Here is a 26,098-nt window from a genome sequence, read left to right as displayed (position 1 = left end):
CCGATACAGGCCGAGACTTGTGTGGAGCATTCGTGTGCCGCGGGAGTCGTTGATTGACACGCGTTTTGGACTAGCCGTGACTGCGGCGAATCATATTTGAGTGAGCTTCACCGCTGTTCATTCGCCAATGGTGCGTTTCGCATATGAAAAACTTCGTCATCAATCTCGATCGCCAGCCGGAAAAATACGCACGCTTCCTGGAGCGGAACGCGGGCTGCGGAATCGCCTTCGAGCGTTTCTCTGCGTCCAACGGGTTGGAGCTGACCGATCGGGACGTGATGGCGATGCGGCTTGTCGCGCCCGGTTCGATGTTCACCAGGGGAGCCGTTGGCGGTGCCGCTTCGCTATGGAGAATATTGAACTGGATCGCCGGGCAGAATGAACCCGCCCTTGTGTTCGAGGACGATTGTGCAATCCGTCACGACATCATCGCGCGCTTGCAGGCGCTTGTTCCGACCCTTGAGAACTGGGATCTTCTGGTCCTGGGTTGCAACACGGATTCCGTACTCGATCTCGAGCTGGCACCAGGAATGAAATCGATGATGATCTTCAGACCTCAGCACCCCAATGAGCAGAGCGAAGCTGCTTTCCAGCGCGCGAATTCCCAGGTTGCCGCGCTCCGGCTCAACACCTGCTATGGTCCAGCCGGAAACCTGATATCGCCTGCAGGAGCGAAGCGGCTGCTGGAGCTGTGTTATCCGATGGACAATCGACCGGTCCAGGTCGAGGCGCTGAACAATCGCGTGGTACCGACGATCGGTCTGGATGGAATGGGCAATAGCGTCTATCGCTTCATGCAGGCCTATGCTTGCTTCGCACCCCTCGTCGTGCCGCGCAATGATAACTCGACCTCGACGACCTTCACTCACGATGCACGCGCCTGGGGCCTGCAAGCCTGACGGATGTGGGGATCTGTCGTGAGCGGGGTTTACGAATGAATGTCTTCACAGTAGCAGGGCGTCACCCCCGATGAAACTCGCGATCATGCAGCCGTACTTTCTTCCCTACATCGGCTACTACCAGCTGATTGGTGCGGTCGATCTCTTCATTGTCTACGACAACATCAAATATGTGAAAAAGGGCTGGATCAACCGCAACCGGATGCTGCTCAACGGGCAGGACGCGATCTTCTCGCTTCCATTGAAGAAGGATTCGGATGCCCTGGATATTCGCGACAGGGAGCTGGCGGCTGATTTCGACCGTGCAAAGCTGCTCAATCGATGGCGGGGGGCCTATCGGACCGCGCCGTTCTTCGAGGAGACCTTTCCGCTCCTGGAGAAGATCGTCGGCTTTGAAGACCCCAATCTATTCCGTTATCTCTTCAATTCGTTGCAGATGACCAGTGAGCATCTGGGCCTGAAGACCACCTTCAAGATTTCGTCCGAGGTGCCGATCGACCATTCGCTCAAGTTTCAGGACAAGGTGTTGGCCTTGTGCGAAGCGGAAGGCACGCAAAGATATATCAACGCGATCGGCGGCCTGGAGCTCTACGATTCCGCCGCCTTTAGCGCACGCGGAATCGAATTCAGGGCACTTCGAGCAAAGCCGTTTCCTTATGAACAATTCGGTCAGCCGCATGTGCCGTATCTTTCGATCGTGGACCTGCTGATGTTCAATTCGGTTTCGAAGCTGGGCGAAGTCATCGCCACGAACTATGACCTGGTTGAGGGGGCGTAGCCCTCGGCCGCCGGGCCAGTCTTTCGACTGTGGACGTCGACGCCTGACTCCGTGCAGCGGAATCAGGCGATCATGGCACGCGCTTGTTTCGCCAGCTTGCTGTTTCTGGCACCGGCAGCGCTGAATCCCACATCAAGACTGATGCGTTACTCGAACACGACGTAACTCTGTTGCGGTGAAATCGTGCTGCGGCAGATGCGATAGCCTTCGGTGCCCCACGCCTCGCGCAATGCCAGGGTTTCTCCGGGATTCTCGGCCAGCACCAGTTCATCGAACCCGACGATGCTGTTCTTCGCCAGATAGGGGCGAATGAGCTCGAGGCATTTCTTTGTCGGCTCGTAGAGATCGAGGTCGAAATAGGCCAGTGCGATGATCGTCTCGGGATGCTTTTCCAGATACCGAGGCAGAGTTTCGGTCACATCGCCCTTGACCAGCTCGAACTTGCGGATGTGACTGCGCGGCGCGAGTTTCTCCTGCGCCGACAGGATGTCTGCAAGCACGTCCTCGTAATTCGGCGTGACGCTGAGTCCGCCGACTTTCAAGGCGTCGAAATCGCCGTCCTGCGGAGCCACCGACGGGAAACCCTCGAACGTGTCGAAGCCGACGACCTTGCGGCTCATGTTGTAGGGTTCGTAGATGTGGCGCATCGTGGTGAACAGCGCCATGTTCTGGCCCCAGCGCACGCCAAACTCCAAGATGACGCCGTGCGTGTGCAGCGCTTTCGAATAGAGATCATGCATGAAGAGAATACGCGCCAGCGATGGGCGATTCAGGAACAGGCCGAGGTTCGCGTGGAACTCACGCGGAGGCATCGGCGATGTCTTCATCAACTCCTGCAACCGACCATAGGCGGCCACTTCGTCCATGGCAGCATAGGTGAAATTCTGCGCGTCTTGCGGATCTTTGGATGTCATAACCTGCGCTCTCAGCAATTGGAGGTGAACTTTCATCGTGATTCGGGGAAAACGCAATGCGAGATCGCGGGCGGCGCTGGCCGCGGGGGAGAGCAGCTCTCAATCCGCGAGCCGCCTGAGATTCTTCGCGCCGGTCTTCAGCCCGCCATAGTAGTAATCGTGGAATCCCGCGACTTCCATCAACTCGAATACCCTTTGCATATTGTACGCGACCCGATGCAGCGCGAAGCTCTCGCCGTCAAAGGTTGCAAACGCGGCCCGCGGATCGCCGTCGCGCGGCTGGCCAACGGACCCCGGGTTGCAATAGGTCTTGCCGCCGAAACGGTGGATGCTTTGCACGTGGGTATGGCCGCTGACGAAGTTGACGCCGGAGAGACGTGCGAAATATTCCTCGGTGGGATTGGTGAGGTACTCATCGATCGGATCGCCCCATCCGGCGTGAACGACTTGAACATTCCCGATTTGCTGTTGGAGGCGAAAGGCCCTCAACCAATTCACGTTGTCGGACGTGATCACCTTCCGCTGATGGACCAGACATTCGTTCACGCTCTTGGATCTGGTGCAGAAACCCCCGAAGCCCAGGTACCAGTCATGGTTGCCGATAACGCTCGGGATACCGCGCCTTTTCAGTTCGTCGCAGCATTCGTTCACCTGGGAATAGTAGCCGACCACGTCGCCCACGCAGAAGATCTCAGTCACGCGCATGCGATCGAGCTCGGCGAGAACCGCCTTCAGCGCCTCGAAATTTCCGTGGACGTCAGAGATGAACGCGATCGTCATAAAAGATGAAATCCTCGGTATAGCGGACGGCTCTGCCGCGCCTGATGTCCGGTTGGACCGGCATCCGTTTCTCGACGGCCATTTCAACCGCCATCAGGGCTTCGTTGTAGCCAAAGGCGGCGCGTATCGACGTGGATGAAGAAATCCTCGGATTGATCTCGAGCAGCTTCAGGCCGTGATCCGTCTTGCGAAACTGAAAGTTGGTAGGCCCAACCGGAGAAAACGCGCTGCACAGATCCCGGACGGCTTGGGAAAAGTCGGCCTGATTGACGACTTCGGCCTTATCCGTAAAGCCATCCTTGGAGAGTTTTCGCCGGAGCGCCATGAGGGCCGAATAGCTCCCATGGCCATCGCAAAACGCGGACACCGTGAATTCTTCATCATCGCGCCCGACGATGGGCTGCGCCATCAACGTCGTCTTTGTCGCGGGAGCAATCCTGGCAAGCTGCTCCGCGCTCTCGACCACCACGATACCCTTGGATCCGAAACCCCGACGCGGCTTCATCAGGAACGGCAGGCCGCAGTTCTCTTTGAGGAAATGGAAGTCCACGTCCAGGTAGCTCGGGATCGCATAGGGCAGCTTCAGCTCCTGCTGCCTTTCATAGAATGCCCATTTGTCGGAACATCTGGAAATCAGCTCGAGCGAGTTGAGGACGACCTTGGTCCCGGTCGCCTCAATTTCGGCGACGTGATCCGCCCATTTGTACATGTCGGCATCGATGCCGGGGATCGCCACGTCGACGTGATGCTTGCGCAGGAGCGCGAGAAGCCGATCGAGGTAGTCCGGTGCGTCCGTCCTGGGCACGACTTCAAAAACGTCGCAAAACCCCTGCGCGACCGAGTCGGTATAGATCGAGGTGCCGATGAGTGTCATCGGTCGCTTCGACATCTTGAGGGAGCGCAAGATTCCGTAGCCGACGATGCTGCTGGCGCCGGAAATCAATACCGTCGTCACGATGCCAACCTTCGGTGAGCCGCTTCCATCTGCATTCCCAACGCAATGGAGATGCGGGGAAAATAGTCGACCAGGCGGAACAGCGTCTCGTCACAAGCAAAGGCGTTGCTTGGGATGTCGGGCTTGTCTCGCAGGAACCTGACCTTGCTTCTGCTAGCAAAAGCAGAAATGGCGGCCGCTGCGATTTGAGAATACGAGACGTTATCGGCGTTCACGCAGCGATAGACACCTTCGAGCTTCATCGCCATGACGGCCGAGACGATGTTTGCCATGTCCTGGGCATGGATAAAGTTTCTCAAGGCGTCATTCGAACCGAAGAAGTCGATGTCTTCGTGCCGCTGGGCCTTGTCCATGATGGCGTATAGGAATGGCTGATGCTTTCGAAACCGCTCGCCCACACCATAGATCCGGGAAGGCTTCAGCACCGCGATCGGCAGCCGGAGCTCCCTGCCGCAGATTTGCGCAACGTCTTCGGAATGCTTCTTTGAAAGTGAGTAGGCGCCGAAGAAGGGAGAGCCGCTGCTGAGATCAGCAGAGATGCTGGAGATGTGCACGAAATGCTTCGCGTTCGCTATTGAACTGGCATGACAGAGCCTCATCAAGCCGAGCACGTTGACATCCACCGCTTGCAGGGTGTCGGAAAAGTCCTTGCCCCCGAAAGCTGCGGCCATGTTCACGACGCAGTCGATCCCGCCGGGAATCCGAATGTCATGCGAACGGAGGTCCAGCTCGACATCGCAGCCCCTGCGGCCAGCCGTCAACACGTCGCAATGGTCGCGAAGGAGTGGGATCAGCGCCTGCGCCAGCGAAGAGGTTCCCCCGACGATCAACACTCTCATGAGCGTGCCTAGTCGTCCGGCGTGAGCTGAGCGAGAAGCCCGCAGGACAGTTCCGGATAGTCGACGCCTATCTCGCACAAGGCCTGGATGATCTTGGTGTCGAGATTCAACGACAGGAGCTGACTGGTCGAGAAGGGCTTGAGATAGATGCCCTCGATCTTCTCGATCTTGTAGCCGGCGTCGCTCACCAGCTTGGTGAGCGAATTGACCGTAAAATACCGCTGATGCCCCAGGACCAGATCGTTCTCTGAAAGGGCCTGCATGTCGGGCAGCATTCCGGCAAGATTGCCGAGCCTTCGGTTCATGACTTCGGCATTGGGGACCGCTACGAAAAGTTTGCCTGCGGGTGCGAGAAACTTCCTGAATCGCTTCAGGATCAGAAGGGGGTCGTCGACATGCTCGAGGACGAACCCCATGACGATAAGGTCGAATCTTTCGTCCGTATTGAACTCCTCGAAGTAGGTCTCGACGAGCTCGCTTTTGTTGTCTGGAAATCTCAGCTTGAAGTTTTCGATGACCGCGGCAGATCCTTCAAGAACCACATGGCGGCCAGCTCCGCCCGAAAAGATCTCGGTTGCGAACCCGTGCCCCAGTCCCAGATCCAGGACGGCGCGCGGATTCTTGACGACGCGCGCGATGCGTTTCGGATACCAGGTCAGTGAAAGTTCGTTGTCGAAATCGTAGATGTTCTTGCCTTCATAGGCGGCGACGTGGACATCCAATCGACTGTTCATGGGTTCTCTCTCCCCAAATTCGACGCGCCATCGGACGCCTGATCGCAGCCATATCAACCGCCCGCTTGATTCGCCATGCGCCGACGCGATGAGGCGAATGCGGTGTCAAGCTTCAAGCAAGCTACAAACGGGATAGTGGGAGACGGCGACCGCCCTGGAGCCTCGGGAGTCGGGTTGCCGCCCGCTCCCATGATCCGGAAGGTTCCCGATGAATTATCACGACGGCACTCTCGCAAGAGCGAACGAGATTTCGGGAGACCCGTCGTCGCTGACGCGGGATGAGGTTTACCAGATCTGCCTTCGACACCTGAAATCGGGCGAGCTCGAGCAGGCGGTTGCCCGTTGTCGGGAGGGGCTGGCCGCGGACGAAAATCATGCCGGCTTGCTTCACTTGATGGCCGGTGTGTCGCTGCTCAACGGGAATTACGATGCCGCCATCCACTGGGCCGGCCGTGCTCTCACGAACGACATGAAGGCGACCTATCTTGCGACGTTCGGGACCGCCCTGCAAGGGAAGGGACTCCAAGAGCCCGCGCTCGAGGCGTTTCAGCGCGCGGTGGCGCTCGATCCCGTCGATCCGTCCATCTGGGAGAACTTTGGCAACGCGTTGAACAGGGCGGGGCATGTCAACCAGGCGAGCCTTTGCTTTCTGATCGCGCGCGCGTATCAGAAATTGCCGTTCCTCAGCGAGTGCCGTTCTGTTCCTCGCAGCGGCTGGAATGCCCTGACAGAGCAGTTCAACGCGCATCTTTGGAGCCACTCGGCGCCGGGAGAGGCTCGTGATCCCATCCATTGCTTCTGGTCGATGGCTCCACTCGGCGAAATGCATCGTCTCTCGCTTCAGTCGATGATCCGCCAGGGCCATCCGGTCAAGCTTTACACTTACGACAACCTGGCCGCAGTGCAGGCACTTGTGCCGCCCGGGGTCTTAGTGGTCGATGCCGGAAACGTCGTGCCGGGTTCAATCTACCAGGATGCCGTCGTGAACAGCGATATCCGCTACTTCAGCGACATCTTCCGCTATGCCGTTCTTCATGAATTCGGCGGCTGGTGGCTCGATACGGACATCGTACTCGTGAAGCCGCTGGATTTTGGCAGGGAGCACGTGTTTTCCGCGCAATGGTCGGGCGTCGAGAACGGGCATGTCTGCGTCGGCGACGTGATGCGCGCGCCCAAGGGCTCGGTTCACATGGCCAACCTGTATGCGCTGTCCCTGCAGCGGTTGTTCAGCGAAAAGCGCGTCGAATATGGCGCGGTGGGGCCGCTGCTGCTCAGCGAATATCTGCTCGTGGCGGGCGACGAGGAGCTCCAGTCATCTATTCTGCCGCCCACAACTTTCAACGCGATCGACGGGCGTGAAGTGGACTTGTTCGCCTCCGAGGGCCGGGCCGGCTTCGATCTCTTGAGCGATCCCCGTGTGACGGGCGTCCATCTCTGGGGAAAGATGTGGGCCGAGAGGGGGCTGCGCTTCGATGCGGTCCCCGAGCAGAGCGTGGCTGGCTATCTCAAGAAGCTGGTGCTCGAGCCGAACTGGTTGACGCAGCTTGCGGCGAAATACGACTCCGACAAGGGCGCGGTCTACAAGGGCCACCTCGCCCATCACTATACGAGAATCTATCACGAGCTGTTCCGATCGAAGGCGCTCGAGCCCATTCGCATCCTGGAAATCGGTCTATGCCGCGGGCGGGTCGAAGGCTGCACTCAGGATCAGGTGCCGTCGCTACAGATGTGGCTGGATTACTTCCCGAATGCCGAGGTCATCGGCGTCGACATCGAGGATTTCAGCTGGTTCTCCCATCCGCGGGTCAGGGTCCATCGCGTCGATCAGGGCGACCGGACCATGCTGGCGGAGCTCGCAAGCAAAGAGGGCGCGCTGGACATCATCATCGACGACGGCTCTCACGCCTCGGTGCACCAGCACCTGACGCTCGGCGTGTTGTTTCCTTCGCTGATGCCGGGCGGCTTGTTCGTGATCGAGGATCTCGATTGGCAGCCGCCGGAGATTCCGTCCAACGGCGCGCCGCTGGTCAAGGATGTGCTCAACGCCATGAAGGCGAGCGGCTCGTTCACCTCCAACATCATGACCGAGGCCGAAGCGAAGCTGATATCGGATGAGGTCGACGAGATCCTCATCAATGACAGCTTTCGCGAGCTGATGTCGCGCGGCCTGCTCGGCGGCCTGGGCGTGCTGAGGCGCAGGGCGAAATAGCAGGAGCCGAGCCGACGGCCTCAGTCGATCATCTCGACCCTGGCTGTGGCCTGGCTCGGCCTGTCCCGGTCGCGCCAGAACCAGACGGTGACGACGCCGGAGCGGCCACGGATCTGTGTCAGCAAGGGGCCCGACAGGACACCGTCGGGCGCCCCGTGAAAGTCGGCCGCATCGAGCAAGGCGTCCGTCAATGCGAACCGTGCATCGTTTTGCGCGGCGACCTCCATCAGCCGGCTCGCGAGATTGACGGTGTCGCCGTTTGCCGTGATGTGCTGGTGGCTCTCGCCGAGACGGGAGGCGACGATCGGGCCGAAATGCGCCCCGATCTTGAACCCGAGCCGGTCGCCGATCGCTGACGGCAGTGACGCGATCCAGCGCTCGACGCCGCGATGCAGATCGATCGCGCATTTCAGCGCACGCGCCGCGTCATCCGGCATCGCGCCCGGCAGACCGAACAGGATCATGGCGCCGTCACCGAGAAAGCTGGTGATCATGCCGCCGCAATCGACCGCGGCCCTGTCGATCAGCCCGTGGAACGCCTGCAGGATGTCCTGGAGCTCGTCCGGATCGATCCGCTGGCTCAGTGCGGTGAAATCGGAGAGATCGATGAAGACGATGGCCGCGTCCTGCCGGACGGGCTTCGCCAGGAAGTTGGGATCGCGCGCCAGCCACTCCTGCACGGCTGGTGCCTGGAATTGCGCCAGCGATCGGCTCTTGGCGGCCAGATATTGCGTGCGGCGGCCGCCTGCCCACAATTGCACGCCAACGAACACCGCGACCGGTGGCACTGCCGCTGCGAGCGTGGTCGCGGCATCGAGCCAGACGCCGTGCGTGAATGCGAACAGATTGATCCCGGCCCAGGCGACCGTCACCGCGGCTGCCGCGACGAAGCCGAGCGCGCTCCGTCGCCAGGCGAGCAGGCCGACCAGCAGCATCGGCAGCAGGATCGCGATCAGCGCATCGGCGATGTGAACCTTGCGGTTGCGCACGACGCTGTCGCCGGCGACGAGATGCGTGACCGCGGTCGAGATCACCTCGACGCCGGGCATCAGGGAATCGAACGGCGTCGGGAAGAAGTCGCCGCCACCGGCAACGGCGGCGCCGATCACGACGATCCGGTTCTCGATCGCCTTGCGGTCGAGCGTGCCGTCGAAAATGCTCTGTGCGCTCACGGTACGGATGGTGCGGCGCGGGCCGTAATAGGTCATCGGCAGCGCAAAGTCGGTGTCGGTCGGCACCGCGCGATCGCCGAGCATGAGATGATCGGGCGCGATCGTCAGCGGCTTGTCGAGTGCGCGGCTTGCGACCCGCAGCGGAAACGACAGTTCGACCTTGTCATCTGTCCGGAACAGCATCGGCACCGAGAGCGGCGAGCCGGACTGCCCGGTCGCGACGTTGACGATACCGACCTCGGCGTGATCGGCGAATGCCGGCAATGGCAGCAGGAAGCGCTCGGCCTGGGGCAGCGCGGCGAGCGGCCCGGCGCTGGCCGGCGCCACGGTCTCGCTCGCGCTCGGAAAGATCGCTGCAGCTGCGAGCACCATGGGGCCGGTGGCAAGCGTGTTGGCCAGCGTGGCATCACCGATCGCGGCGCTGCGGTCGACCAGCAGCAGGTCGATCGCGACGACCTTCGGCTTGAACTGCACGACGGTGTCAACCACGCGGGCGAGATCGGCGCGCGGCAGCGGATAGCTGCCGCCACGTTTCACCACGGTGTCGTCGATGGCGACGATGGTGACGAGATCGGGCGGAGCTTGCACGCCGCGGACCTGCGTTCGCCAATCCGTCAGCGTCGCCTCGAGCCGATCGAGGAAGCGGAGATGACCGTTGGCGTGGCCCGCATAGATGCCCGCGCCCCACAGCGCGGTGAGGGCAAGTGCCACCAGAATTTGAACGTGTCTCTTCATTCCGTCGTACTGCAATCTTCTTGTTGTTGTCGGGGCCTGTCTCAGCAGGTCGCGACGTCCGAGCCTTATTGACCCAGTCTTATTGACCCAGTCTTGCCATCAGCGCATCGATGCGCGGCTGGCCCCATGTCTTGACGGTCAGCGTCTTGACGGTCAGCGGACCGGTCGCTTCGACGTCGACGCCTTCGCCAGCTCCCAGCACGGCGCCACGTCCACGCGTCGCCCTGCGGGTCACGCCGACCCGGCCGTTGGCGACGAACACAGACGTCTTGGCTTCGGTGACATCGACCGCCCATTTGGTGCCGCGCACAGCGGCGATCGCTTGCGGCGTCAGCACCTTGAAGGGATTGCCGCCGGGCTTCCTGGGCACCTCGACCAGCAACGCCTTGCTGCTCAACTCCACGGAGTCAATATGTCCGTCGCGGTTGGCGTCGTTTAGTTCAAATCGGGCGCCGCTTTCGGCAACGATCGTGATGCCGTTGTCGCAGCGCCAGGTTTGCGTTCCTGCGGCCGATGGTGATGCCGTGCAGCCCGCATTGGCGGCCGGCTGTGCAGTTGCAGCTCCGATCAACACAAATGTCCACGCCAGGGCGCAAAACCCGGCGCGCCAAAAACCTCTCATGCCAGCCTCCGTTTGCATGCTCGGCACAGTTCAAGGCGATGTTGATACGGTACCGTATCACGCGCAGAGGCTGTTGAAAAGCGCCGGGGTCTTTAGCTATTTTGCGCTGCGGCAATTTCCAGACCGGCGCAATCAACTTTCAGTCATGGCGCCGTGCCGCGTGAGCGCTCTGCGCGCGATGTGGGATGTGGGTGCTGCCGCCGTTCTGCTGACATCTGCCGCTGACCGCACCAGCCTCGCGCAACGCTTCCCCGCTATCTTCCGGATATTGATCACCACGAAAACGACTTGGTTGGTGCGTCTAGAGATGCGGTCGGAGACGTCCGCCGACCGTGCCGAACCGGCCGAGAATTATGGTTAACAGCTTCGCCTAAGTCCGTAGTTCTGCGGGCTTTTTTCTCGAAATGGCACAGCGCTAACGGCCGGCCTCACATCCGCCAGAACTTAATCCGCATTTAACTAAAAGTCGCCTTAATGACGCTCCGACCCTCTGCGAAATGCTGGTTCCGGAACGTGACCAGCGGCACTTCGAAGGGGGACTGAGTGACACCGTCCTGGATGCAAGGCGAATGAGTACGAGTATCGCTGCGCAAAGTTACGCGGCACGGAAGCCCAAGAATCCGAACAAGAATCCGAACAAACATTCACATCGGAAGTCTTCCCGGAAAATGACCACCCAAAACGCGCTTGGCGCAGCCGTGATCGGCTGCGTCGTGCTGGCCGGCTGGACCGTCTACAACAACATCTTCGCGGCCAGCGTCTATCCGACCGTCGGCAGCTCCGGCTATGACGAGCCCGTGGTCAAGCGCGCACCCAAGGTCGCGCTGCGCGAGGCAGGCGAGGCAATCCGGGAAACCTTTGCGCTGCTGCCCGACCGGCTGCAGGTGGTGGCACCGATTTCACGCGACATGTTCAACGAGCGCTTTGCCGCGGCAGCGACGCAGGGTGTCGAGTCCAACGCGGCGAGTGCTGTGCCGGCGACCAAGGTCGCCGAAGCCAAGGATACCAACAAGGAAGCGCCGAAGCCGACCGTCATGGCCAAGGTCGCGGAAGTGCTGAAGAGTCCGGCCAAGGTCTCTGAAAGGATTGCCGACAGGGTCGCGGACGTGACGAAGTCCAAGCGCGGCGCCGAGGCACCGGTGCAGCTCGCCTCGGCCGATCCGGCCCAGATCGTGCCGGCGCCTGAAGCCAAGCCAAAGTCCTTTGCCGATCGCGCCAAGGCCGCGGTGATGTCGATCACCGGCCCGCGCCAGTCGATGGTGGAGAAGCTCTGGGGCAAGCGCGAGCCGTCCGGCGGCTTGCTCGCCTATGCTTCGGCCGATGCCAGCGTGACCTCGGCGATCGCGCCGAAGGAGCAGAACCCGATGCTTGGCGGATCGGCGCCCTATGATCGCGATACCGCGGTCTACGACATCACCGCCAAGACGGTTTACCTGCCCGATGGCACCAAGCTGGAGGCGCATTCCGGCCTCGGCTCCAATCTCGACGATCCGCGCTCCTCGCGGGTGCGCATGCGTGGCGTGACCCCGCCGCACATCTACAATCTGAAGCCGCGCGAAGCGCTGTTCCACGGCGTGCCGGCGCTGCGGCTGACACCGATCGGCGGCGAGAGCGCGATCTACGGCCGTGACGGTCTGCTTGCGCACACCTTCATGCTTGGGCCGAACGGCGACTCCAACGGCTGCGTGTCGTTCAAGGACTATTACGCGTTCCTCGACGCCTATCGCAACAAGGGTATCCGCAAGCTCGCGGTGCTGGCGCGGGTCGACTGATCTCTCAGCCAATTCCAGACAATCCAAAAGGGCCGCTCGCAGCGGCCCTTTTCTTTTTCAGTGTTGCGCGTGCCCTTTCAGCCCGGCCAGCATTGCCCGCCGCCGTCGATCCGCAGCACCTGGCCGGAGACGAACGCACCCATGGGCCCTGCAAAGAACTCGACGACGCGTGCGACCTCGTCGACGGTCGCGATGCGGTCGAGCGTGCCGGTCTCGACCATCCGGTTCGGGTCCACCGCACGGGTGCCGAGGAAGCGGCCGGTGCGGGTGTCGCCGGGCGCGATGCAATTGACGGCGATGTCGAAGGGACGGAGCTGGTCGGCCAGGCATCGCGTGTAATGCGTGACGCCGGCCTTCGACACCGCATAGATCGAGCCCTGGGTGCGCCCCTTGAAGGCGGCGACCGAGCCGAGCGTGACGATGCGGCCACGCCGCCGCTCCATCATGCCCTTCGCGACCGCCTGGCAGGTCAGGATGGTCGAGAGCAGATTGCGCTCCAGCACCGCGCGCACATCGGCCTCCTCAATGTTCACCGCGTCGTTCGGATCGGGCTTGCCGCCGGCGGCCGCGATATCGCCGCCGGCATTGTGCACGAGAATGTCGATTGGGCCGAGCGCGCCTTCCGTCTCGGCCACCACGCGCGCGATGTCTTCGCCTTTGGTGAGATCGCCGAGCACGCGCCGGCTGCGGACGCCAAATTGCTCCCCGATCTCTGCGGCCACCGCGGTCAGCGTGGTGCCCTCGCCATATTCCGCCGGCCCGTTCTCCCGCATGCCGTGGATGGCGACATCGGCGCCGAGCGCGGCGAGATTCTCTGCAAAGGCGCGCCCGAGTCCGCGCCCCGCGCCGGTCACCAGCGCCACCTTGCCCGCCAATATCTTCGTAGCGTCATGCGATGTCATGATCTCGTTCCCGTCGTGAAAATTCAGTCGGTCACAAGATCTAACCCAATCGCCATCGCCCGCACCAGTGACCTGTCACGCCGGGCTGGCCGCCACGGTCTTGCGCAGCGCAACTTCAGTGGCAATCGCTTCTCGCACCATCGGCCGCGCCTGCATGCGTTCGAGATAGGCAGCCAGCGACGGCCATTGCGCGACGTCGACGCCCGCGGCACGTAGCAGCAGCAGGGCCCAGGTGAGATGGGCGTCCGCAACGGTGAAGCGTTGACCAACGAGGAATTCACGGTCCGCCAGATGCGCAGATGGCACCGATAATGTCTGCGCGATCCGCGCGCGCGGCTTGGCGAGCGAGGCATCGTCCTTGTACCAGAAAGTCGGAAACAGGAACGCCTTGTGGATCTCGGCGCCGATGAAGCTCAGCCATTCCTGCAGCCGGTAGCGATCCGCTTCTCCCGGCCGCGGCGCAAGGCCGCGCTCTGGCTTCAGGTCGGCGATGTATTGCAGCACCGCCGCGCTTTCCGTCAGCCGCTCGCCGTTTTCAAGCACCAGGACCGGCACCGCGCCCTTCGACGAAATGCCGCGAAAATCACCGTCGTCGCCCGCGACCTTCTTGGTCGCGAGATGCACCAGATGATAGCGCGCATCGAGGCCGGCTTCCATCAGCGCGATGCGGCTCGCAAGCGAGCAGGCCATCGGCGAGAAATAGAGCTGCAGCATCGCGTTGCTCCACTATGTCAGCGCGTCGCCGCGCGCGATGATCGCGAAGCGGTCGGATAGCTCGGCGAGTGCAACCTCGTGGATGGTCCGGGCGTCCAGCGTGCCGCCGCGGCCGTCGGGCAGGTCGCGCGTGGCGCAAGCGTCGGCGTCGATCGTCGTGCGAAAGCCGAGGTCGAGCGCGGCGCGCGCCGTGGAGCTGACGCACATATGCGTCATGAAGCCGGCCAGCACGACGTTCTTCCGGTCGGTTGCGGCAAGGCGCGCCTGCAAATCCGTGCCGGCAAACGCATTGGGCAGCTCCTTTTCGATCACCAGCTCGCCGGCACGGGGCGTGAGTTCAGCGACGATGGCGCCGCGCTCGGCGCCGCGGTCGAACAGGCTGCCCGCCTTGCCGCGATGGGCGATATGGATGATCGTGGCTCCGGCCTCGCGGGCCCGCGCCAATAGCGCGGTCGCCCGCACGATCGCGGGCTTGGCATCGGGCAAGGCGAGCGGGCCCGCGAGATATTCGTTCTGGATGTCGATCAGCACCAGCGCGGCGTTGCCAAGACGCGGCGGGTTGAGATCGGCACCGGCGAGCTGCAGCAGGGTCTTTGCGGTCGACATGGTTTTTGTAATCTCCGGGGCGAAACCTTGGGCAAGCATAGCCGCGGGACGGCCTGCCGATATGCAGGGATATTGCAGCGGGTGGCTGCGTTATTGCAGGCGGCCTCCGGCCGGTATAACCTCGAGCGATGAACTGGGACGATCTGCGCATCATCGCCGCCGTCAGGGACGAAGGCACCTATGCCGGTGCCAGCGCGCGGCTGCGCATCGACGAGACGACGGTCGGGCGCAGGCTGTCGCGCATCGAGCGTTCGCTCGGTTTGCGTCTGTTCGAGGCCGCCGACGGTGTCCGCAGGCCGACGCGGCAATGCGAGGCGGTGCTGGCGCATGTCGAGGCGATGGCCGCACACGCCGCTGAGATCGGTCGCGTCGGTGCGAGTCTGGCAGGTCCGGTGGGACGCCTGCGCATCGCCTCCACCAACACGGTCGCCGAGGAGGTGCTGTCGCCGCGCGCGAGCGATTTCCTGCGCACCAATCCCGGCCTGACGCTGCAATTCCTCACCTCGAGCGAGAACGTCAAGTTCTCGCGCTGGGAGGCCGATCTCGCCATCCGGCTGCGCAAGCCCGACAAGGGCGACTTCGCGATCTCGAAGCTCGGCGAGACCCGCATCTACTATTTCGAGCCTGTTACGACCGAGCGCGAGCCAGTGCTGTGCGCCTATCCGGACGAACTCGGTGCCATTCCCGAGATGCAATTCCTGCGCACGAAGCAAGCCCGCGCGCGCTGCGTCACCGACAACGTCCGCGTCATCCGCAGCCTGATCCGCTCGTATCAGGCCGCTGGCGTGCTGCCGGAGTATGTTTGCGCGGACCTGCTCGGCGATCGTCGCCTGCGCGCGACGCTGCTGCCGAAACGTCGCGACGTCTGGCTGCTCGTGCAAAATCACCTCAAGCGCGACGCCGCAACGCGGCTAACCATAGAATGGATCCGCCGTTGCTTCGGGGATCTGGCGCAGGGTTGATCGCCGGCGAGCGGCCGCTTTGAACGCAGCCCGACAACCTGACGACCAACTCAGGCAAGCCCGGATTTGCGCGTGCCAGCACTTGCGCTAGTCTCAGTGCACAACCTCATTGGGCAGGGGCGGGCGATGACCACTCTTGAGCACACCATCCGGCCGCGGGCCAGATCGAGCGAATGGAAGGCGATCGTCGTCCTGATCCTGCTCGTGCCGGTGTTGTGGTCGCCGCCCTTCCTGTTTCGCATCTTCCTGTATCAACCGTTCAACATCCCGTCCGGCTCGATGATGCCGACACTGGTGGTTGGCGACTACGTCTTCGCCGCAAAATACGCCTACGGTTACGGCCGCTACTCGTTCCCCTTCGCGCCGTCATTGATCTCAGGCCGCTTCCGCGCCGCTGATCCCGCCTATGGCGACGTCGTCGTATTCAGGACGCCGAGGGACACTACCGTTGATTATGTGAAGCGCGTGGTCGGGCTGCCTGGCGACCGCATTCAGATGCGGCAGGGCCAGCTCTTCCTCAACGACAAGCCGGTCGCGCGTGTCGCCCTGAAGGACGTGTCCGCCGGGTCGGCGTGCGGCGGCGAGGTCGGTGTCAAGGTCAAGCGCTGGCGCGAGACGATGCCGAACGGTGCGAGCTACATCACGTACGACTGCGTCGACAATGGCTTTGCCGACAATACCGAAGTCTTCACTGTGCCTCCCGGCCATTTTTTCGCGCTCGGCGATAACAGAGACAACTCGGCCGATAGTCGCTTCAAGCAGGCGATGGGTTTTATTCCGATGGACAATCTGGTCGGCAAGGTGACGCGGATCTTCTGGTCGCTCGATTCCCGAGGCGGCCTGCGACCGGATCGGATGGGGAAGGTGGGGTAGCTCTTCTGTCAGTCCGGGGCGCGCGAAGCGCGAGCCCGGACTCCGCTAGTCCACATGCTCAGCTCCTACATGCGAAGTCCCATCCGCACGATCGAGTCTCGATAGGTCAGGAGCAAAGGGTGGAATGGATTCCGGGCTCGGCGCTTTGCGCCGCCCCGGAATGACGAGCGGAGAGAAGTAGCTCCCCAAAACAAAAACCCCGGCATCGCTGCCGGGGTTTCGCATTTCGTCGTGTGCCTGAACGGCTGGATCAGAAGTCCATGCCGCCCATGCCGCCGCCCGGGGGCATCGCCGGACCGGCGCCGCCCTTCTTGGGCAGCTCGGCGACCATGGCTTCCGTGGTGATCAGCAGGGCCGCAACCGAGGCTGCGTTCTGGATCGCGGTACGGACCACCTTGGTCGGGTCGATGATGCCCTTCTTGACGAGGTCACCGTATTCACCGGTCTGGGAGTCGAAGCCGAAAGCGTACGACTTGTTCTCCAGCACCTTGCCGACGATCACCGAACCGTCTTCACCGGCGTTGATCGCGATCTGGCGAGCGGGCGCGGAGAGCGCCTTGCGCACGATCTCGACGCCGGTCTTCTGGTCGTCGTTCTTGGTGCGCAGGCCCTTGAGCTGCTCGGAAGCACGGAGCAGGGCGACGCCGCCGCCCGGGACGATGCCTTCCTCGACAGCCGCCCGGGTCGCATGCATCGCGTCATCAACGCGATCCTTGCGCTCCTTCACCTCGACCTCGGTCGCGCCGCCGACGCGGATCACCGCGACGCCGCCAGCGAGCTTGGCGAGACGCTCCTGGAGCTTCTCACGGTCGTAGTCCGAGGTCGTTTCCTCGATCTGCGCCTTGATCTGGGCCACGCGCGCTTCGATGTCGGCCTTCTTGCCGGCGCCGTTGACGATCGTGGTGTTCTCCTTGTCGATCATCACCTTCTTGGCGCGACCGAGCATGTTGAGCGTGACGTTCTCGAGCTTGATGCCGAGATCTTCCGAGATCGCCTGGCCGCCGGTCAGGATCGCGATGTCCTGCAGCATTGCCTTGCGGCGATCGCCGAAGCCCGGAGCCTTGACGGCCGCGACCTTCAGACCACCGCGCAGACGGTTCACGACCAGGGTCGCGAGCGCCTCGCCTTCGACGTCCTCGGCGACGATGACCAGCGGCTTGCCGGTCTGCACCACGGCCTCGAGCAGCGGGAGCAGCTCGTTCAGCGAGGAGAGCTTCTTCTCGTTGATGAGGATGTAGGCGTCGTCCATCTCAACGCGCATCTTGTCGGCGTTGGTGACGAAGTAGGGCGAGATGTAGCCGCGGTCGAACTGCATGCCCTCGACGACGTCGAGCTCGGTCTCGAGCGACTTGGCTTCCTCGACGGTGATGACACCCTCGTTGCCGACCTTCTTCATGGCGTCGGAGAGGAACTTGCCGATCTCCGCGTCGCCGTTCGCCGAGATGGTGCCGACCTGGGCGATCTCGTCGTTCGAGGTGACCTTCTTGGAGTTCTTCTGCAGGTCCGCAACCACGGCCTCGACCGCGAGGTCGATACCGCGCTTGAGGTCCATCGGGTTCATGCCGGCGGCGACCGACTTGGCGCCTTCCTTCACGATCGCTGCTGCGAGCACGGTGGCGGTGGTGGTGCCGTCGCCGGCCGCGTCAGCGGATTTGGAGGCGACTTCGCGCACCATCTGCGCGCCCATGTTCTCGAACTTGTCCTCGAGCTCGATCTCCTTGGCGACGGTGACGCCGTCCTTGGTGATGCGGGGAGCGCCGAACGACTTGTCGAGCACGACGTTGCGGCCCTTCGGACCGAGCGTGACCTTCACCGCGTTGGCGAGAATGTCGACGCCGCGCAGCATCTTGTCGCGCGCTTCAACCGAGAATTTGACTTCTTTGGCTGCCATGTGGATTTTTTCCTTGAGGGTTTGACTGGAGGGAGAGAAGGGCTGTTAGGCCGCCTTCTTCTTGGAAGCGGGGACGTCGAGGACGCCCATGATGTCGCTTTCCTTCATGATCAGCAGATCGACGTTGTCGATCTTGACCTCGGTGCCGGACCACTTGCCGAACAGCACGCGGTCGCCGACCTTCAGGTCGATCGGGATCAGCTTGCCGGCCTCGTCGCGGCCACCCGGGCCAACGGCGACGACTTCACCCTGCGAGGGCTTTTCCTTGGCAGTGTCGGGGATGATGATGCCGCCGGCGGTCTTCTCTTCTGCGTCGATGCGCTTGACCACGACGCGGTCGTGAAGCGGACGGAATTTCATGCAGCTCTCCTAAGCATTTGCACGAGTTGATGATTTTTTGGCGTTAGCAGTCTGTGCCAGCGAGTGCTAGCACAGGCGAAGCTGAAATAGGACAGGAATTTTGCGGGGGCAAGGGCTTCTAGCAGAAAATTCGGCACTCTGACGGCCGGCCTGCCAGAATCTCTTTACCATCGTTAACCGAGCTTTGGGGCGTCTTGGGGCCGTATTAGCACGGAGCCGTCTCTGCTGCTAAAGCATTGAATTTCAACAACTTGTTAAACTTTTGGGCTTGAGATGAATTGTCAGTTTGCGTCACATTTCTCTCATGTGAGCGCATCTCCACCGGGTGGCTCGTAAGCAGCGTACCGGACCAAGCCACCCCCTGAATGCGCTCCTGCAAAGGAGGTTGGCATGGGATTGCGGGTTGGGGCCGTTTCCGAGGATTTCCGGAAACAGTTGCTGGGCTACGGGCTGACGACGGCCCAAATTCTCTACCGGATGCCGGATCACCCGTCGCTGCTCCAGACCTACGTCTGGCAGAACTACGACATGTTTCCGAAATTCCCGGCGCTCACCGACTTCCTGGTGTTCTGGCAGCAGAAGCTCGACGGCCCGCTGCATTCGGTGACGGTCGCGCATTCCAAGCTGATCAAGCCCGCCGAGCTGCGCGCCGTGGATGGCGTGTTCCGGTTGAATTGAAGCCGACAACATCGGTCTCGTAGGCACCGGTCTCTCAAGGGTGGGCAAAGGCGCGCGCACTTCGCGCGCCGTGCCCACCATCTCTCCGCGCTTCATTTGCAATGGTGGGCACGCTCCGATTTGCCCACCCTACGAGACCTGTTTCCGTGTTAACCTCCTCGCATAACAACAGCGGGAGGCCGGCCCATGGCCAAGAAAACAAAATCGAAAACAAAATCGCGCAGCGCAGTCCAGACCGCGTTGAAGAAGCGGAGCGGCGCCAAGTCCGCCGCGCGTTCCTCTGCACGCAAGGCGGTGAAGGCGAAGGCGCGCGTGACGACGGCAAAGTCATCCGTTAAGAAACCCGCCCGGCCGAAGCAGCGCATCGCCATCAGCCATCACCGCGAGGAAGATTTCAAGGCCGACGGCCTGCGCGCCTACGCGAAATACCGCGACCTCGGCATCGCCGCGGCAAGCCACGGTCTCGCGCAAGCTCACGTGATCCGCCTGCAGGGCCCCTGCGATCCGGCGGAAGTCTCAAAACTGCACTTCCACGCCGTCGACTTCCAGATGGTCTACGTGCTCAAGGGCTGGGTGAAGACCTACATGGACGGGCAGGGCGAAACCTTGATGAAAGCAGGCAGCGCCTGGACCCAACCGCCGAAGATCAAGCACATGATTCTGGATTACTCCGATGACGTCGAACTGCTGGAGGTGATTTTGCCGGCGGAGTTCAAGACGGTGGAGTTGAAGGCTTAGTCAGTCTCTCCGTCGTCATTGCGAGGAGCTCGCGACAAAATTGCGAAGAAATTTGCGCTGATGCGACGAAGCAATCCGGAATTTCCGTAGATGCAGTTGTGGATTGCTTCGCTTCGCTCGCAATGACGAACCTTATAGCGGGATTGCATCAGCCGACTATCGCTCGAGATAGCCCAGTTCCTCGCTCATGATCTTGCGCGCATATTCGCCAAAGGCATCAATCAACCGGCCGCGCGCAGCATAAGGCGGATAGAGCAGTGCGATCGTAACAGGGACAGCAGGGTTGAAGGGGCGCGTCATCAAAGCCGCGCCAGAGCTTTCGTCATGCGCGGCAATCGGGTTGATGATGCTGATGCCGAGGCCCGCCGCGACCAAGGCACAGACCGATGCGCCCAGATCGGTCTCGGCAACAATGTGGCGCGTGACGCCGGCCTGCGTGAAGATCGTATCGATGCGATCGTGGAGCGGACTCCCCGTGGCGAAGGAGATGAAGGCCTCATCGGCGAAATCGGCAGGACGCAGCGTCTTCTTCTGCGCAAGACGATGCGCCTTCGGCATGATTGCGACGCAGCGGGTCTTGAGCACCGGTTCGACATGCACCCCCGCAACCTCGCCGTAGAGCATTGCCAATCCCGTGTCACAAAGCCCGGAGCTGACCCAATCGTGCACGGCGCTCGCCGTGCCGGACCGGATCGAGATCATCACATGCGGATAGTCCATTTTGAAACGCGCCGCGATGCGCGTCAGCAGTCCGCCGGCCAGGCGCGGCATTGCCGCAACGCTTAACCTGCCCATACCGAACGAGCGGATGCTGGCTGCGCTGGCCTCCAGTCCGGCCAGGCCGATGAAAGTCTTCTCGACCTCCTGGAAGAAGCGCGATCCGTCCACGGTCGGGCGGAGCCGGCCGCCACTGCGGTCGAACAGCGGGAATTGCGTGATCGCTTCCAACTGTCCGATCAAGCGGCTGATCTGCGGCTGCGAGGTATGCATGCGCTGAGCCGCCTGCGTCATCGATCCCGTCACGAACACCGCCCGAAAAGCTTCCACATGCTTCAAGCCCATGCGTCTGGTGGCCATATCAAATCCGTATAGGTGAGTACGAAACTGGAATTTCATCAGATCGAGCTTTTGGACGATAGTCCAGAGCATGACGCCGTTCGCAGGGAGCTGCCCTGTCGTTGCTCAGCCCCCGTGGACGGCGTCACGGACATTCGCCAAGAGAGGGACGAGATGAAAACGACAACGATGAAGGCACTCGTCGCGGCGACCGTCGCTGTCGTTCTTCTTTCCAGCGAGGCCATGGCCCAGGGTGCGAGCAGGCTGGACAAGATCCGTGAGAGCGGCTCGATCACGTTGGGGTATCCCGAAACTTCGGTGCCCTTCGCCTATCTCGACGGTAACCAGAAGCCGGTCGGCTACACCGTGGAAATCTGTGAACAAGTCGTGCAGGCGATCAAGACGGCCCTCAAGCTCCCCAAGCTCGAGATTCGCTATAACCCCATCACCTCGGCGACACGTATACAGCTGCTCGCCAACGGTACGATCGATCTCGAATGCGGCAACACGACCAATAATCTCGAGCGGCATAAACTCGCCGCCTTTTCTCCCACCATCTTTGTTGCGCAGGTCGTCCTCGTCGCGCGCAAGGATGGCGGGGTCGATGTCAACGACCCGGCTTCGTTTCGCGGCAAGGCCATCTCCGCCCAAGCCGGAGGTCAGACTTTCAAGGTGATTACGCTGATCAACGCCAAGAACAATCTTGGCATCACGGTCGTGCCGGCCAAGGACACCGCCGAGACCTTCTTGTTGGTGTCGACGGGCCGGGTGGCCGGCTCAGCCAACGATGACGGTCTCGCCTATGCCACGGTCGCCTCGTCCAGGACGCCGGATGACTTCCTGATCGGCAGCAAGAGTCTCGAGATGGCGCCTTACGGCATCCTCGAACCCAAGGATGATCCTGCTTTCAAGAAGATGGTCGACGAGGCCGTGATCGACCTGATGAAGAGCGGAAAGATTGCGGCGCTCTACGACAAATATTTCAATTCACCAATCCCGCCGCATGGCCTCAACCTGAACTTTCCGATGAGCGCCGCCCTCAAGCGGGCGCTGGCTAACCCGACCGATTCCGGCGACCCGGCAGTCTACGAATAATACGGCAAGCGCTTTAAAGGTTCTCGCGATGGCACAACACGACACGAGTCCGGCGGGCGCTGAGTTGCAACCCATCGACCTGCGCAGCGATACCGTCACCAAGCCGACCGAGGCGATGTATGCCCGGATGGCATCGGCGCCGCTCGGCGATGACGGGCTGGACGGTGACCCCACGGTGCAGGAGCTCGAGGCCGTCGCGGCCGCGGCGATGGGCAAGGACGCCGGCCTGTTTGTGCCGAGCTGCACCATGGCCAATCTGTTGGCGACGCTGGCGCAGTCGCAGCGCAGCGAGCAGATCGTGCTGGAGGCGAATGCCCATATGTACACCTCCGAACGAGGGGCGGCGACGTTCACGGGGCAGTTCTATCTCGCCATTGCCGGTAGCGACGGCGCGATGGACCTGAATGTGCTGGAAGACGCCTTGCAGGGCGAAGGGCTCAAGCTCAGGACCGCCCTTGTCGCGATGGAAACCTCGCACAACAACGCCAGCGGCGCCGTGCTGCCGCTGGAGCATATGCAGGCCGTGCACGCCATGGCGTCGGCCCGCGGCGTCCCGGTGCATCTCGACGGTGCGCGGCTCTTCAACGCCGCGGTCGCCCTTGAAACGGCGCCGGCCGAAGTCGCGAGGCATTGCGATACGGTCTCTCTGTGCCTGTCGAAAGGCCTGAGCGCACCCGCCGGTGCGGTGCTCGCCGGGTCGCGCGCCGTGATCGACCGGAGCCGCAGGTTTCGCCGCATGCTGGGAGGCACGCAGCGCCAGATCGGCATCCTGGCCGCCGCCGGCCTGGAGGCCGTTCAGGTCATGGGTGCGCGTCTGGGCGAGGATCACCGGCGTGCGCGAACCCTGAGTGATGCGCTGAACGCGATCAGTCCAAAGCTCCGCGCGACAATCCCGCAGACGAATATCGTGCAGGTCGATGTCTCTCTCTCCGGGCGCGACAGCGCCGCGTGGTCGGGGGCTCTCGAGAAGGCGGGGCTGAGGGCGAGGCCCTGGGGTCGGCATCGCTTACGTTGTGTGACTCATCGCCATATCGACGATGCGGATATTGATCGCGCTGTCGTGGCATTTCGCACCGTGGCTGGAGTTTTGGCTTAGAAAGGACCTACGTCAACACCCCCACGATCGCCCCCATCAGACACGTCGTCAGCGTGCCCGACACGATCGACTTCAGCCCCAGCGCATTGATCTCGTCGCGCCGCTCCGGCGCCATTACTCCCAAGCCGCCGATCATGATGCCGAGGCTGGCGAAGTTGGCGAAGCCGCACATCGCGTAGAGCATGATCAGGCGGGAGCGCGGATCGAGCGTACCCGGCGGCAGCTTCGAGAAGTCGACATAGGCAATCAGCTCGTTGAGCACGGTTTTCGTGCCCATCAGGCTGCCGGCGGTCACGGCCTGATCCCAGGGCAAGCCCATCAGCCAGCATACCGGTGCCATCACAAGGCCCAGCAACCTCTGCAGCGAGATCGCGGCGCCACCGATATCGGGCAGCAGGCCGAGGGCGGCGTTGACGAGATAGACCAGCGCCACCAGCACCAGCAGCATGGCGACGATGTTGATCAGCAGTTCGATCCCCGCGCTCGTGCCTTTCACGATCGCATCCATCGTGCTGGAGACTTCCATCTCCGGATCTTCCAGCGCGCCGCCGGTGCGCTTGTCGGATGTCTCGGGGACCATGATCAGGCTGACGAGGATCGCGGCCGGCGCACCCAGCACCGAGGCGATCACGAAATGCGCTGCCGCGTCAGGGATGAGCGGCGCCAGCAGCGTCGCGTAGAGCACCAGCACGGTGCCGGCGATGCCGGCCATGCCGCCGGTCATCACCAGAAACAATTCGCTGCGGCTCATCTGCGTCAGATACGGCCGCACGAACAGTGGTGCTTCGACCATGCCGAGGAAGATGTTGGCGGCGGTGGAGAGCCCGACCGCGCCGCCGACACCGAGCGTGCGTTCGAGCAGCCAGGCCATGCCGCGCACGATCGGCGGCAGCACGCGCCAATAGAACAGCAGCGTGGTCAGTACGCTCATGACCAGCACGATCGGCAGCGCCTGGAACGCTAGGATGAAATCGGCGCCCGGCGCCTTCAGGTCGAAGGGCAGGGGACCGCCACCGACATAGCCGAACACGAAGGAGGAGCCGGCGCGCGAGGCCGCGGAGATGGCGCCGACCGCGTCGTTGATGGCACCGAAGGCATGCGCCACGATCGGTACCTTCAACAGCACGACCGCGGTGACGAAGGTCACGACGAGGCCGATCAGCGCCTGCCGAAGCGAGACCGCGCGCCGATTCTCCGCCAGCGCGAAGGCGATCAGCAGCAATGCGAAAACACCGAGTGTCGATTGCAGCCTCAGCATGATGTCCCCAAACCCTCAATGATTATGCCCGCGCGTGCGTTGCAAACGCAATGCCGGATGGCCCAGGAGCCGCCCGCTGTTGACAAGCACGCCTGCGTCAGCCACGCGGGGAGCGCGTCGATATCAGGGGCGGACCAGCCGAGCGTGACCGAAGAGGCGATGCCAGAGCAGCCAACATCCGTCAGTCCGGCGGTCAGCGCCGGAGAGCTCCTCCGCCACCGCGCCTTCCTGTTCTTCCTGCTCTCGCGGAGCCTGTCACGCTTTTCCAGCCAGATCGCGGCGGTCGCGATCGGCTGGCAGATCTACGACCTCACCGGCTCGGCCTTCGATCTCGGCATGGTCGGGCTCGTGCAGTTCGCGCCCACCGCGCTGCTCGTCTTCGTCGCCGGCCACGCCGCCGACCGTTTTGAGCGCAAGCGCGTGGTCCAGCTCTGCCAGCTCGTGGAAGCCGCGACCGCGCTCTATCTCGCAGGGATCACCTATCTCGGCGCCGTCAGCGAAGTGCAGATTTTCGTCGCGACCTTCGTGCTCGGCATTGCCGGCGCGTTCGAGAGCCCGACCACGGCGGCACTCTTGCCGTTGATCGCGCCACAGGGCTCGCTCCAGCGCGCAACGGCCGTGGCGAGCGGCGCCGGCCAGGTGGCGACCATCACCGGGCCCGCGCTCGGCGGTTTTGCTTACGCGATCGCGCCGCATCTCGCCTATGCCGTGATGCTGGTGTTCTGGATTTTTGGGATGATTTTGACCGGCTTCATCCAGCCGCGCCCGCAAGCCGTGGCGAAGGACGAGAGCACCGACAATATCTTTGCCGGCGTTCGCTTCATCCGCAGCAATCCGGCGATCCTCGGCACCATCTCGCTCGATCTGTTCGCCGTGCTGTTCGGCGGCGTCACGGCGCTGCTGCCGATCTACGCTCGCGACATCCTCCAGACCGGCCCGATGGGACTCGGCGTGTTGCGTGCGGCGCCAGCCGTCGGCGCACTGCTGATGACGACGGTGCTGGCGCGGCACGCCATCACGCGCCACGTCGGCCTGCGCATGTTCCAGGCGGTGATCGTGTTCGGGGTCGCCACGATCGTGTTCGCGCTGTCGTCCTGGATGTGGCTGTCGGTGCTGTCGCTCGCGATTCTCGGCGCCGCCGACACGATCAGCGTGGTGATCCGCTTCTCGCTGGTGCAGCTCGCCACCCCCGACGAGATGCGCGGCCGCGTCGGCGCGGTCAATTTCCTCTTCATCAACGCCTCGAACCAGCTCGGCCAGTTCGAGAGCGGGCTGACGGCGGCACTGTTCGGCGCCATGCCCGCCGCCGTGCTCGGCGGCGTCTGCACGGTGGCGGTGGCGCTGTTGTGGATGAAGCTGTTCCCCAGCCTGCGCCAGGTGGAGAGCCTGGAGTAGGGAAGCCGGACCAAGCCTGAAGGCGGTCGATATTGCGGTGCCCAGCCAACGAATGTCAAAAGAGT

Annotated in this window: 26 protein-coding genes; 12 read left to right on the top strand and 14 right to left on the bottom strand. The window is 62.5% G+C overall.

What is annotated here, in order from left to right; all coding sequences use genetic code 11:
• Positions 1-143 precede the first annotated feature (143 nt).
• Positions 144-899, top strand: coding sequence for a glycosyltransferase family 25 protein (locus K3F49_RS02355; RefSeq protein WP_234679195.1), 756 nt, complete (start codon positions 144-146; stop codon positions 897-899).
• A gap of 70 nt (positions 900-969) precedes the next feature.
• Positions 970-1,677, top strand: coding sequence for a WbqC family protein (locus tag K3F49_RS02350; protein WP_234679194.1), 708 nt, complete (start codon positions 970-972; stop codon positions 1,675-1,677).
• Between the two features lie 146 nt (positions 1,678-1,823).
• Here the strand turns inward: K3F49_RS02350 and K3F49_RS02345 are convergent, their stop codons facing one another.
• The 5 genes from K3F49_RS02345 to K3F49_RS02325 all read right to left on the bottom strand — a co-directional run bounded on the left by K3F49_RS02345 (position 1,824) and on the right by K3F49_RS02325 (position 5,899).
• Positions 1,824-2,591 carry a TylF/MycF family methyltransferase gene (locus tag K3F49_RS02345; RefSeq protein ID WP_234679191.1) on the bottom strand — a complete coding sequence of 256 codons (768 nt, stop codon included), beginning with the start codon at positions 2,589-2,591 and terminating at the stop codon, positions 1,824-1,826.
• A gap of 99 nt (positions 2,592-2,690) precedes the next feature.
• Positions 2,691-3,371: a metallophosphoesterase family protein gene (locus K3F49_RS02340; RefSeq protein ID WP_234679189.1), complete on the bottom strand. Its 681-nt coding sequence runs from the start codon at positions 3,369-3,371 to the stop codon at positions 2,691-2,693.
• On the bottom strand, positions 3,349-4,326 hold the full coding sequence (locus tag K3F49_RS02335; protein WP_234679188.1) for an ATP-grasp domain-containing protein: 978 nt from the start codon (positions 4,324-4,326) through the stop codon (positions 3,349-3,351). The genes K3F49_RS02340 and K3F49_RS02335 overlap by 23 nt, the downstream gene beginning before the upstream one ends.
• Entirely contained in the window at positions 4,323-5,165 is an 843-nt protein-coding gene (locus K3F49_RS02330) for an NAD-dependent epimerase/dehydratase family protein (RefSeq protein ID WP_234679186.1), read from the bottom strand. The genes K3F49_RS02335 and K3F49_RS02330 overlap by 4 nt, the downstream gene beginning before the upstream one ends.
• An 8-nt stretch (positions 5,166-5,173) precedes the next feature.
• On the bottom strand, positions 5,174-5,899 hold the full coding sequence (locus K3F49_RS02325; protein ID WP_234679184.1) for a class I SAM-dependent methyltransferase: 726 nt from the start codon (positions 5,897-5,899) through the stop codon (positions 5,174-5,176).
• A 208-nt stretch (positions 5,900-6,107) separates the two neighbouring features.
• On the opposite strand from K3F49_RS02325, the gene K3F49_RS02320 reads away from it, so the two are divergent.
• The gene (locus K3F49_RS02320) at positions 6,108-8,108 is read left to right on the top strand and encodes a glycosyltransferase (RefSeq protein WP_234679182.1); all 2,001 of its coding nucleotides are present in this window, start codon (positions 6,108-6,110) and stop codon (positions 8,106-8,108) included.
• Between the two features lie 20 nt (positions 8,109-8,128).
• Here the strand turns inward: K3F49_RS02320 and K3F49_RS02315 are convergent, their stop codons facing one another.
• Together K3F49_RS02315 and K3F49_RS02310 are read right to left on the bottom strand one after the other, a co-directional pair.
• Positions 8,129-10,015: a CHASE2 domain-containing protein gene (locus K3F49_RS02315; protein ID WP_234679180.1), complete on the bottom strand. Its 1,887-nt coding sequence runs from the start codon at positions 10,013-10,015 to the stop codon at positions 8,129-8,131.
• A 79-nt stretch (positions 10,016-10,094) separates the two neighbouring features.
• Positions 10,095-10,586, bottom strand: a complete 492-nt coding sequence (locus tag K3F49_RS02310) for a FecR domain-containing protein (RefSeq protein WP_234679178.1) — start codon at positions 10,584-10,586, stop codon at positions 10,095-10,097.
• On the opposite strand from K3F49_RS02310, the gene K3F49_RS02305 reads away from it, so the two are divergent.
• Positions 10,486-10,998 (top strand): hypothetical protein, encoded by a 513-nt coding sequence (locus tag K3F49_RS02305; protein WP_234680607.1) that lies wholly within the window; start codon positions 10,486-10,488, stop codon positions 10,996-10,998. The genes K3F49_RS02310 and K3F49_RS02305 overlap by 101 nt on opposite strands.
• A gap of 307 nt (positions 10,999-11,305) precedes the next feature.
• Positions 11,306-12,409, top strand: a complete 1,104-nt coding sequence (locus K3F49_RS02300; RefSeq protein WP_234679176.1) for a DUF2778 domain-containing protein — start codon at positions 11,306-11,308, stop codon at positions 12,407-12,409.
• 77 nt (positions 12,410-12,486) lie between these two features.
• On the opposite strand, the gene K3F49_RS02295 is transcribed toward K3F49_RS02300, so the two are convergent.
• The 3 genes from K3F49_RS02295 to K3F49_RS02285 all read right to left on the bottom strand — a co-directional run bounded on the left by K3F49_RS02295 (position 12,487) and on the right by K3F49_RS02285 (position 14,631).
• Positions 12,487-13,311 (bottom strand): SDR family NAD(P)-dependent oxidoreductase, encoded by an 825-nt coding sequence (locus tag K3F49_RS02295; RefSeq protein ID WP_234679174.1) that lies wholly within the window; start codon positions 13,309-13,311, stop codon positions 12,487-12,489.
• A 75-nt stretch (positions 13,312-13,386) separates the two neighbouring features.
• Positions 13,387-14,025: a glutathione binding-like protein gene (locus tag K3F49_RS02290; RefSeq protein WP_234679172.1), complete on the bottom strand. Its 639-nt coding sequence runs from the start codon at positions 14,023-14,025 to the stop codon at positions 13,387-13,389.
• 12 nt (positions 14,026-14,037) lie between these two features.
• Positions 14,038-14,631: a cysteine hydrolase family protein gene (locus K3F49_RS02285; protein ID WP_234679170.1), complete on the bottom strand. Its 594-nt coding sequence runs from the start codon at positions 14,629-14,631 to the stop codon at positions 14,038-14,040.
• Between the two features lie 128 nt (positions 14,632-14,759).
• On the opposite strand from K3F49_RS02285, the gene K3F49_RS02280 reads away from it, so the two are divergent.
• Together K3F49_RS02280 and lepB are read left to right on the top strand one after the other, a co-directional pair.
• Positions 14,760-15,593 (top strand): LysR family transcriptional regulator, encoded by an 834-nt coding sequence (locus K3F49_RS02280; protein WP_234679168.1) that lies wholly within the window; start codon positions 14,760-14,762, stop codon positions 15,591-15,593.
• 126 nt (positions 15,594-15,719) lie between these two features.
• Entirely contained in the window at positions 15,720-16,466 is a 747-nt protein-coding gene (gene lepB / locus K3F49_RS02275) for a signal peptidase I (protein WP_234679167.1), read from the top strand.
• Between the two features lie 250 nt (positions 16,467-16,716).
• Here the strand turns inward: lepB and groL are convergent, their stop codons facing one another.
• Together groL and K3F49_RS02265 are read right to left on the bottom strand one after the other, a co-directional pair.
• A complete protein-coding gene (gene groL / locus K3F49_RS02270; RefSeq protein ID WP_234679165.1) occupies positions 16,717-18,357 on the bottom strand; it encodes a chaperonin GroEL in 1,641 nt (546 codons plus the stop codon).
• A 45-nt stretch (positions 18,358-18,402) separates the two neighbouring features.
• Positions 18,403-18,717 (bottom strand): co-chaperone GroES, encoded by a 315-nt coding sequence (locus K3F49_RS02265; RefSeq protein WP_008139213.1) that lies wholly within the window; start codon positions 18,715-18,717, stop codon positions 18,403-18,405.
• A 390-nt stretch (positions 18,718-19,107) separates the two neighbouring features.
• Between K3F49_RS02265 and K3F49_RS02260 the strand changes: the two genes are divergently transcribed.
• Together K3F49_RS02260 and K3F49_RS02255 are read left to right on the top strand one after the other, a co-directional pair.
• Positions 19,108-19,395, top strand: a complete 288-nt coding sequence (locus K3F49_RS02260) for an usg protein (RefSeq protein ID WP_234679163.1) — start codon at positions 19,108-19,110, stop codon at positions 19,393-19,395.
• Between the two features lie 186 nt (positions 19,396-19,581).
• Positions 19,582-20,133: a cupin domain-containing protein gene (locus K3F49_RS02255; protein ID WP_234679161.1), complete on the top strand. Its 552-nt coding sequence runs from the start codon at positions 19,582-19,584 to the stop codon at positions 20,131-20,133.
• A gap of 156 nt (positions 20,134-20,289) precedes the next feature.
• On the opposite strand, the gene K3F49_RS02250 is transcribed toward K3F49_RS02255, so the two are convergent.
• The gene (locus tag K3F49_RS02250; RefSeq protein ID WP_234679159.1) at positions 20,290-21,210 is read right to left on the bottom strand and encodes a LysR substrate-binding domain-containing protein; all 921 of its coding nucleotides are present in this window, start codon (positions 21,208-21,210) and stop codon (positions 20,290-20,292) included.
• A gap of 153 nt (positions 21,211-21,363) precedes the next feature.
• On the opposite strand from K3F49_RS02250, the gene K3F49_RS02245 reads away from it, so the two are divergent.
• Positions 21,364-22,284 carry an amino acid ABC transporter substrate-binding protein gene (locus tag K3F49_RS02245; RefSeq protein WP_234679157.1) on the top strand — a complete coding sequence of 307 codons (921 nt, stop codon included), beginning with the start codon at positions 21,364-21,366 and terminating at the stop codon, positions 22,282-22,284.
• A 28-nt stretch (positions 22,285-22,312) separates the two neighbouring features.
• Positions 22,313-23,380 carry a threonine aldolase family protein gene (locus K3F49_RS02240; RefSeq protein WP_234679155.1) on the top strand — a complete coding sequence of 356 codons (1,068 nt, stop codon included), beginning with the start codon at positions 22,313-22,315 and terminating at the stop codon, positions 23,378-23,380.
• Positions 23,381-23,387: 7 nt separating this feature from the next.
• Here the strand turns inward: K3F49_RS02240 and K3F49_RS02235 are convergent, their stop codons facing one another.
• Positions 23,388-24,638, bottom strand: coding sequence for a NupC/NupG family nucleoside CNT transporter (locus K3F49_RS02235; protein ID WP_234679153.1), 1,251 nt, complete (start codon positions 24,636-24,638; stop codon positions 23,388-23,390).
• Between the two features lie 159 nt (positions 24,639-24,797).
• Between K3F49_RS02235 and K3F49_RS02230 the strand changes: the two genes are divergently transcribed.
• The gene (locus K3F49_RS02230; protein ID WP_234679151.1) at positions 24,798-26,033 is read left to right on the top strand and encodes an MFS transporter; all 1,236 of its coding nucleotides are present in this window, start codon (positions 24,798-24,800) and stop codon (positions 26,031-26,033) included.
• Positions 26,034-26,098: the final 65 nt, after the last annotated feature.

The organism is Bradyrhizobium monzae, assembly GCF_021458635.1.
Classification (GTDB): domain Bacteria; phylum Pseudomonadota; class Alphaproteobacteria; order Rhizobiales; family Xanthobacteraceae; genus Bradyrhizobium.
The sequence above is the reverse complement of the archived record's forward strand: the minus strand, read 5'-3'. Positions and strand labels throughout refer to the sequence as shown.

Bases quoted from the DNA above. Each gene is read 5' to 3' on its own strand.
- K3F49_RS02355 (WP_234679195.1), top strand. From the start codon at position 144: ATGAAAAACTTCGTCATCAATCTCGATCGCCAGCCGGAAAAATACGCA.
- K3F49_RS02350 (WP_234679194.1), top strand. From the start codon at position 970: ATGAAACTCGCGATCATGCAGCCGTACTTTCTTCCCTACATCGGCTAC.
- K3F49_RS02345 (WP_234679191.1), bottom strand. From the start codon at position 2,591: ATGACATCCAAAGATCCGCAAGACGCGCAGAATTTCACCTATGCTGCC.
- K3F49_RS02340 (WP_234679189.1), bottom strand. From the start codon at position 3,371: ATGACGATCGCGTTCATCTCTGACGTCCACGGAAATTTCGAGGCGCTG.
- K3F49_RS02330 (WP_234679186.1), bottom strand. From the start codon at position 5,165: ATGAGAGTGTTGATCGTCGGGGGAACCTCTTCGCTGGCGCAGGCGCTG.
- K3F49_RS02325 (WP_234679184.1), bottom strand. From the start codon at position 5,899: ATGAACAGTCGATTGGATGTCCACGTCGCCGCCTATGAAGGCAAGAAC.
- K3F49_RS02320 (WP_234679182.1), top strand. From the start codon at position 6,108: ATGAATTATCACGACGGCACTCTCGCAAGAGCGAACGAGATTTCGGGA.
- K3F49_RS02315 (WP_234679180.1), bottom strand. From the start codon at position 10,015: ATGAAGAGACACGTTCAAATTCTGGTGGCACTTGCCCTCACCGCGCTG.
- K3F49_RS02300 (WP_234679176.1), top strand. From the start codon at position 11,306: ATGACCACCCAAAACGCGCTTGGCGCAGCCGTGATCGGCTGCGTCGTG.
- K3F49_RS02295 (WP_234679174.1), bottom strand. From the start codon at position 13,311: ATGACATCGCATGACGCTACGAAGATATTGGCGGGCAAGGTGGCGCTG.
- K3F49_RS02290 (WP_234679172.1), bottom strand. From the start codon at position 14,025: ATGCTGCAGCTCTATTTCTCGCCGATGGCCTGCTCGCTTGCGAGCCGC.
- K3F49_RS02285 (WP_234679170.1), bottom strand. From the start codon at position 14,631: ATGTCGACCGCAAAGACCCTGCTGCAGCTCGCCGGTGCCGATCTCAAC.
- K3F49_RS02280 (WP_234679168.1), top strand. From the start codon at position 14,760: ATGAACTGGGACGATCTGCGCATCATCGCCGCCGTCAGGGACGAAGGC.
- lepB (WP_234679167.1), top strand. From the start codon at position 15,720: ATGACCACTCTTGAGCACACCATCCGGCCGCGGGCCAGATCGAGCGAA.
- groL (WP_234679165.1), bottom strand. From the start codon at position 18,357: ATGGCAGCCAAAGAAGTCAAATTCTCGGTTGAAGCGCGCGACAAGATG.
- K3F49_RS02265 (WP_008139213.1), bottom strand. From the start codon at position 18,717: ATGAAATTCCGTCCGCTTCACGACCGCGTCGTGGTCAAGCGCATCGAC.
- K3F49_RS02260 (WP_234679163.1), top strand. From the start codon at position 19,108: ATGGGATTGCGGGTTGGGGCCGTTTCCGAGGATTTCCGGAAACAGTTG.
- K3F49_RS02255 (WP_234679161.1), top strand. From the start codon at position 19,582: ATGGCCAAGAAAACAAAATCGAAAACAAAATCGCGCAGCGCAGTCCAG.
- K3F49_RS02250 (WP_234679159.1), bottom strand. From the start codon at position 21,210: ATGGCCACCAGACGCATGGGCTTGAAGCATGTGGAAGCTTTTCGGGCG.
- K3F49_RS02245 (WP_234679157.1), top strand. From the start codon at position 21,364: ATGAAAACGACAACGATGAAGGCACTCGTCGCGGCGACCGTCGCTGTC.
- K3F49_RS02240 (WP_234679155.1), top strand. From the start codon at position 22,313: ATGGCACAACACGACACGAGTCCGGCGGGCGCTGAGTTGCAACCCATC.
- K3F49_RS02235 (WP_234679153.1), bottom strand. From the start codon at position 24,638: ATGCTGAGGCTGCAATCGACACTCGGTGTTTTCGCATTGCTGCTGATC.
- K3F49_RS02230 (WP_234679151.1), top strand. From the start codon at position 24,798: ATGCCAGAGCAGCCAACATCCGTCAGTCCGGCGGTCAGCGCCGGAGAG.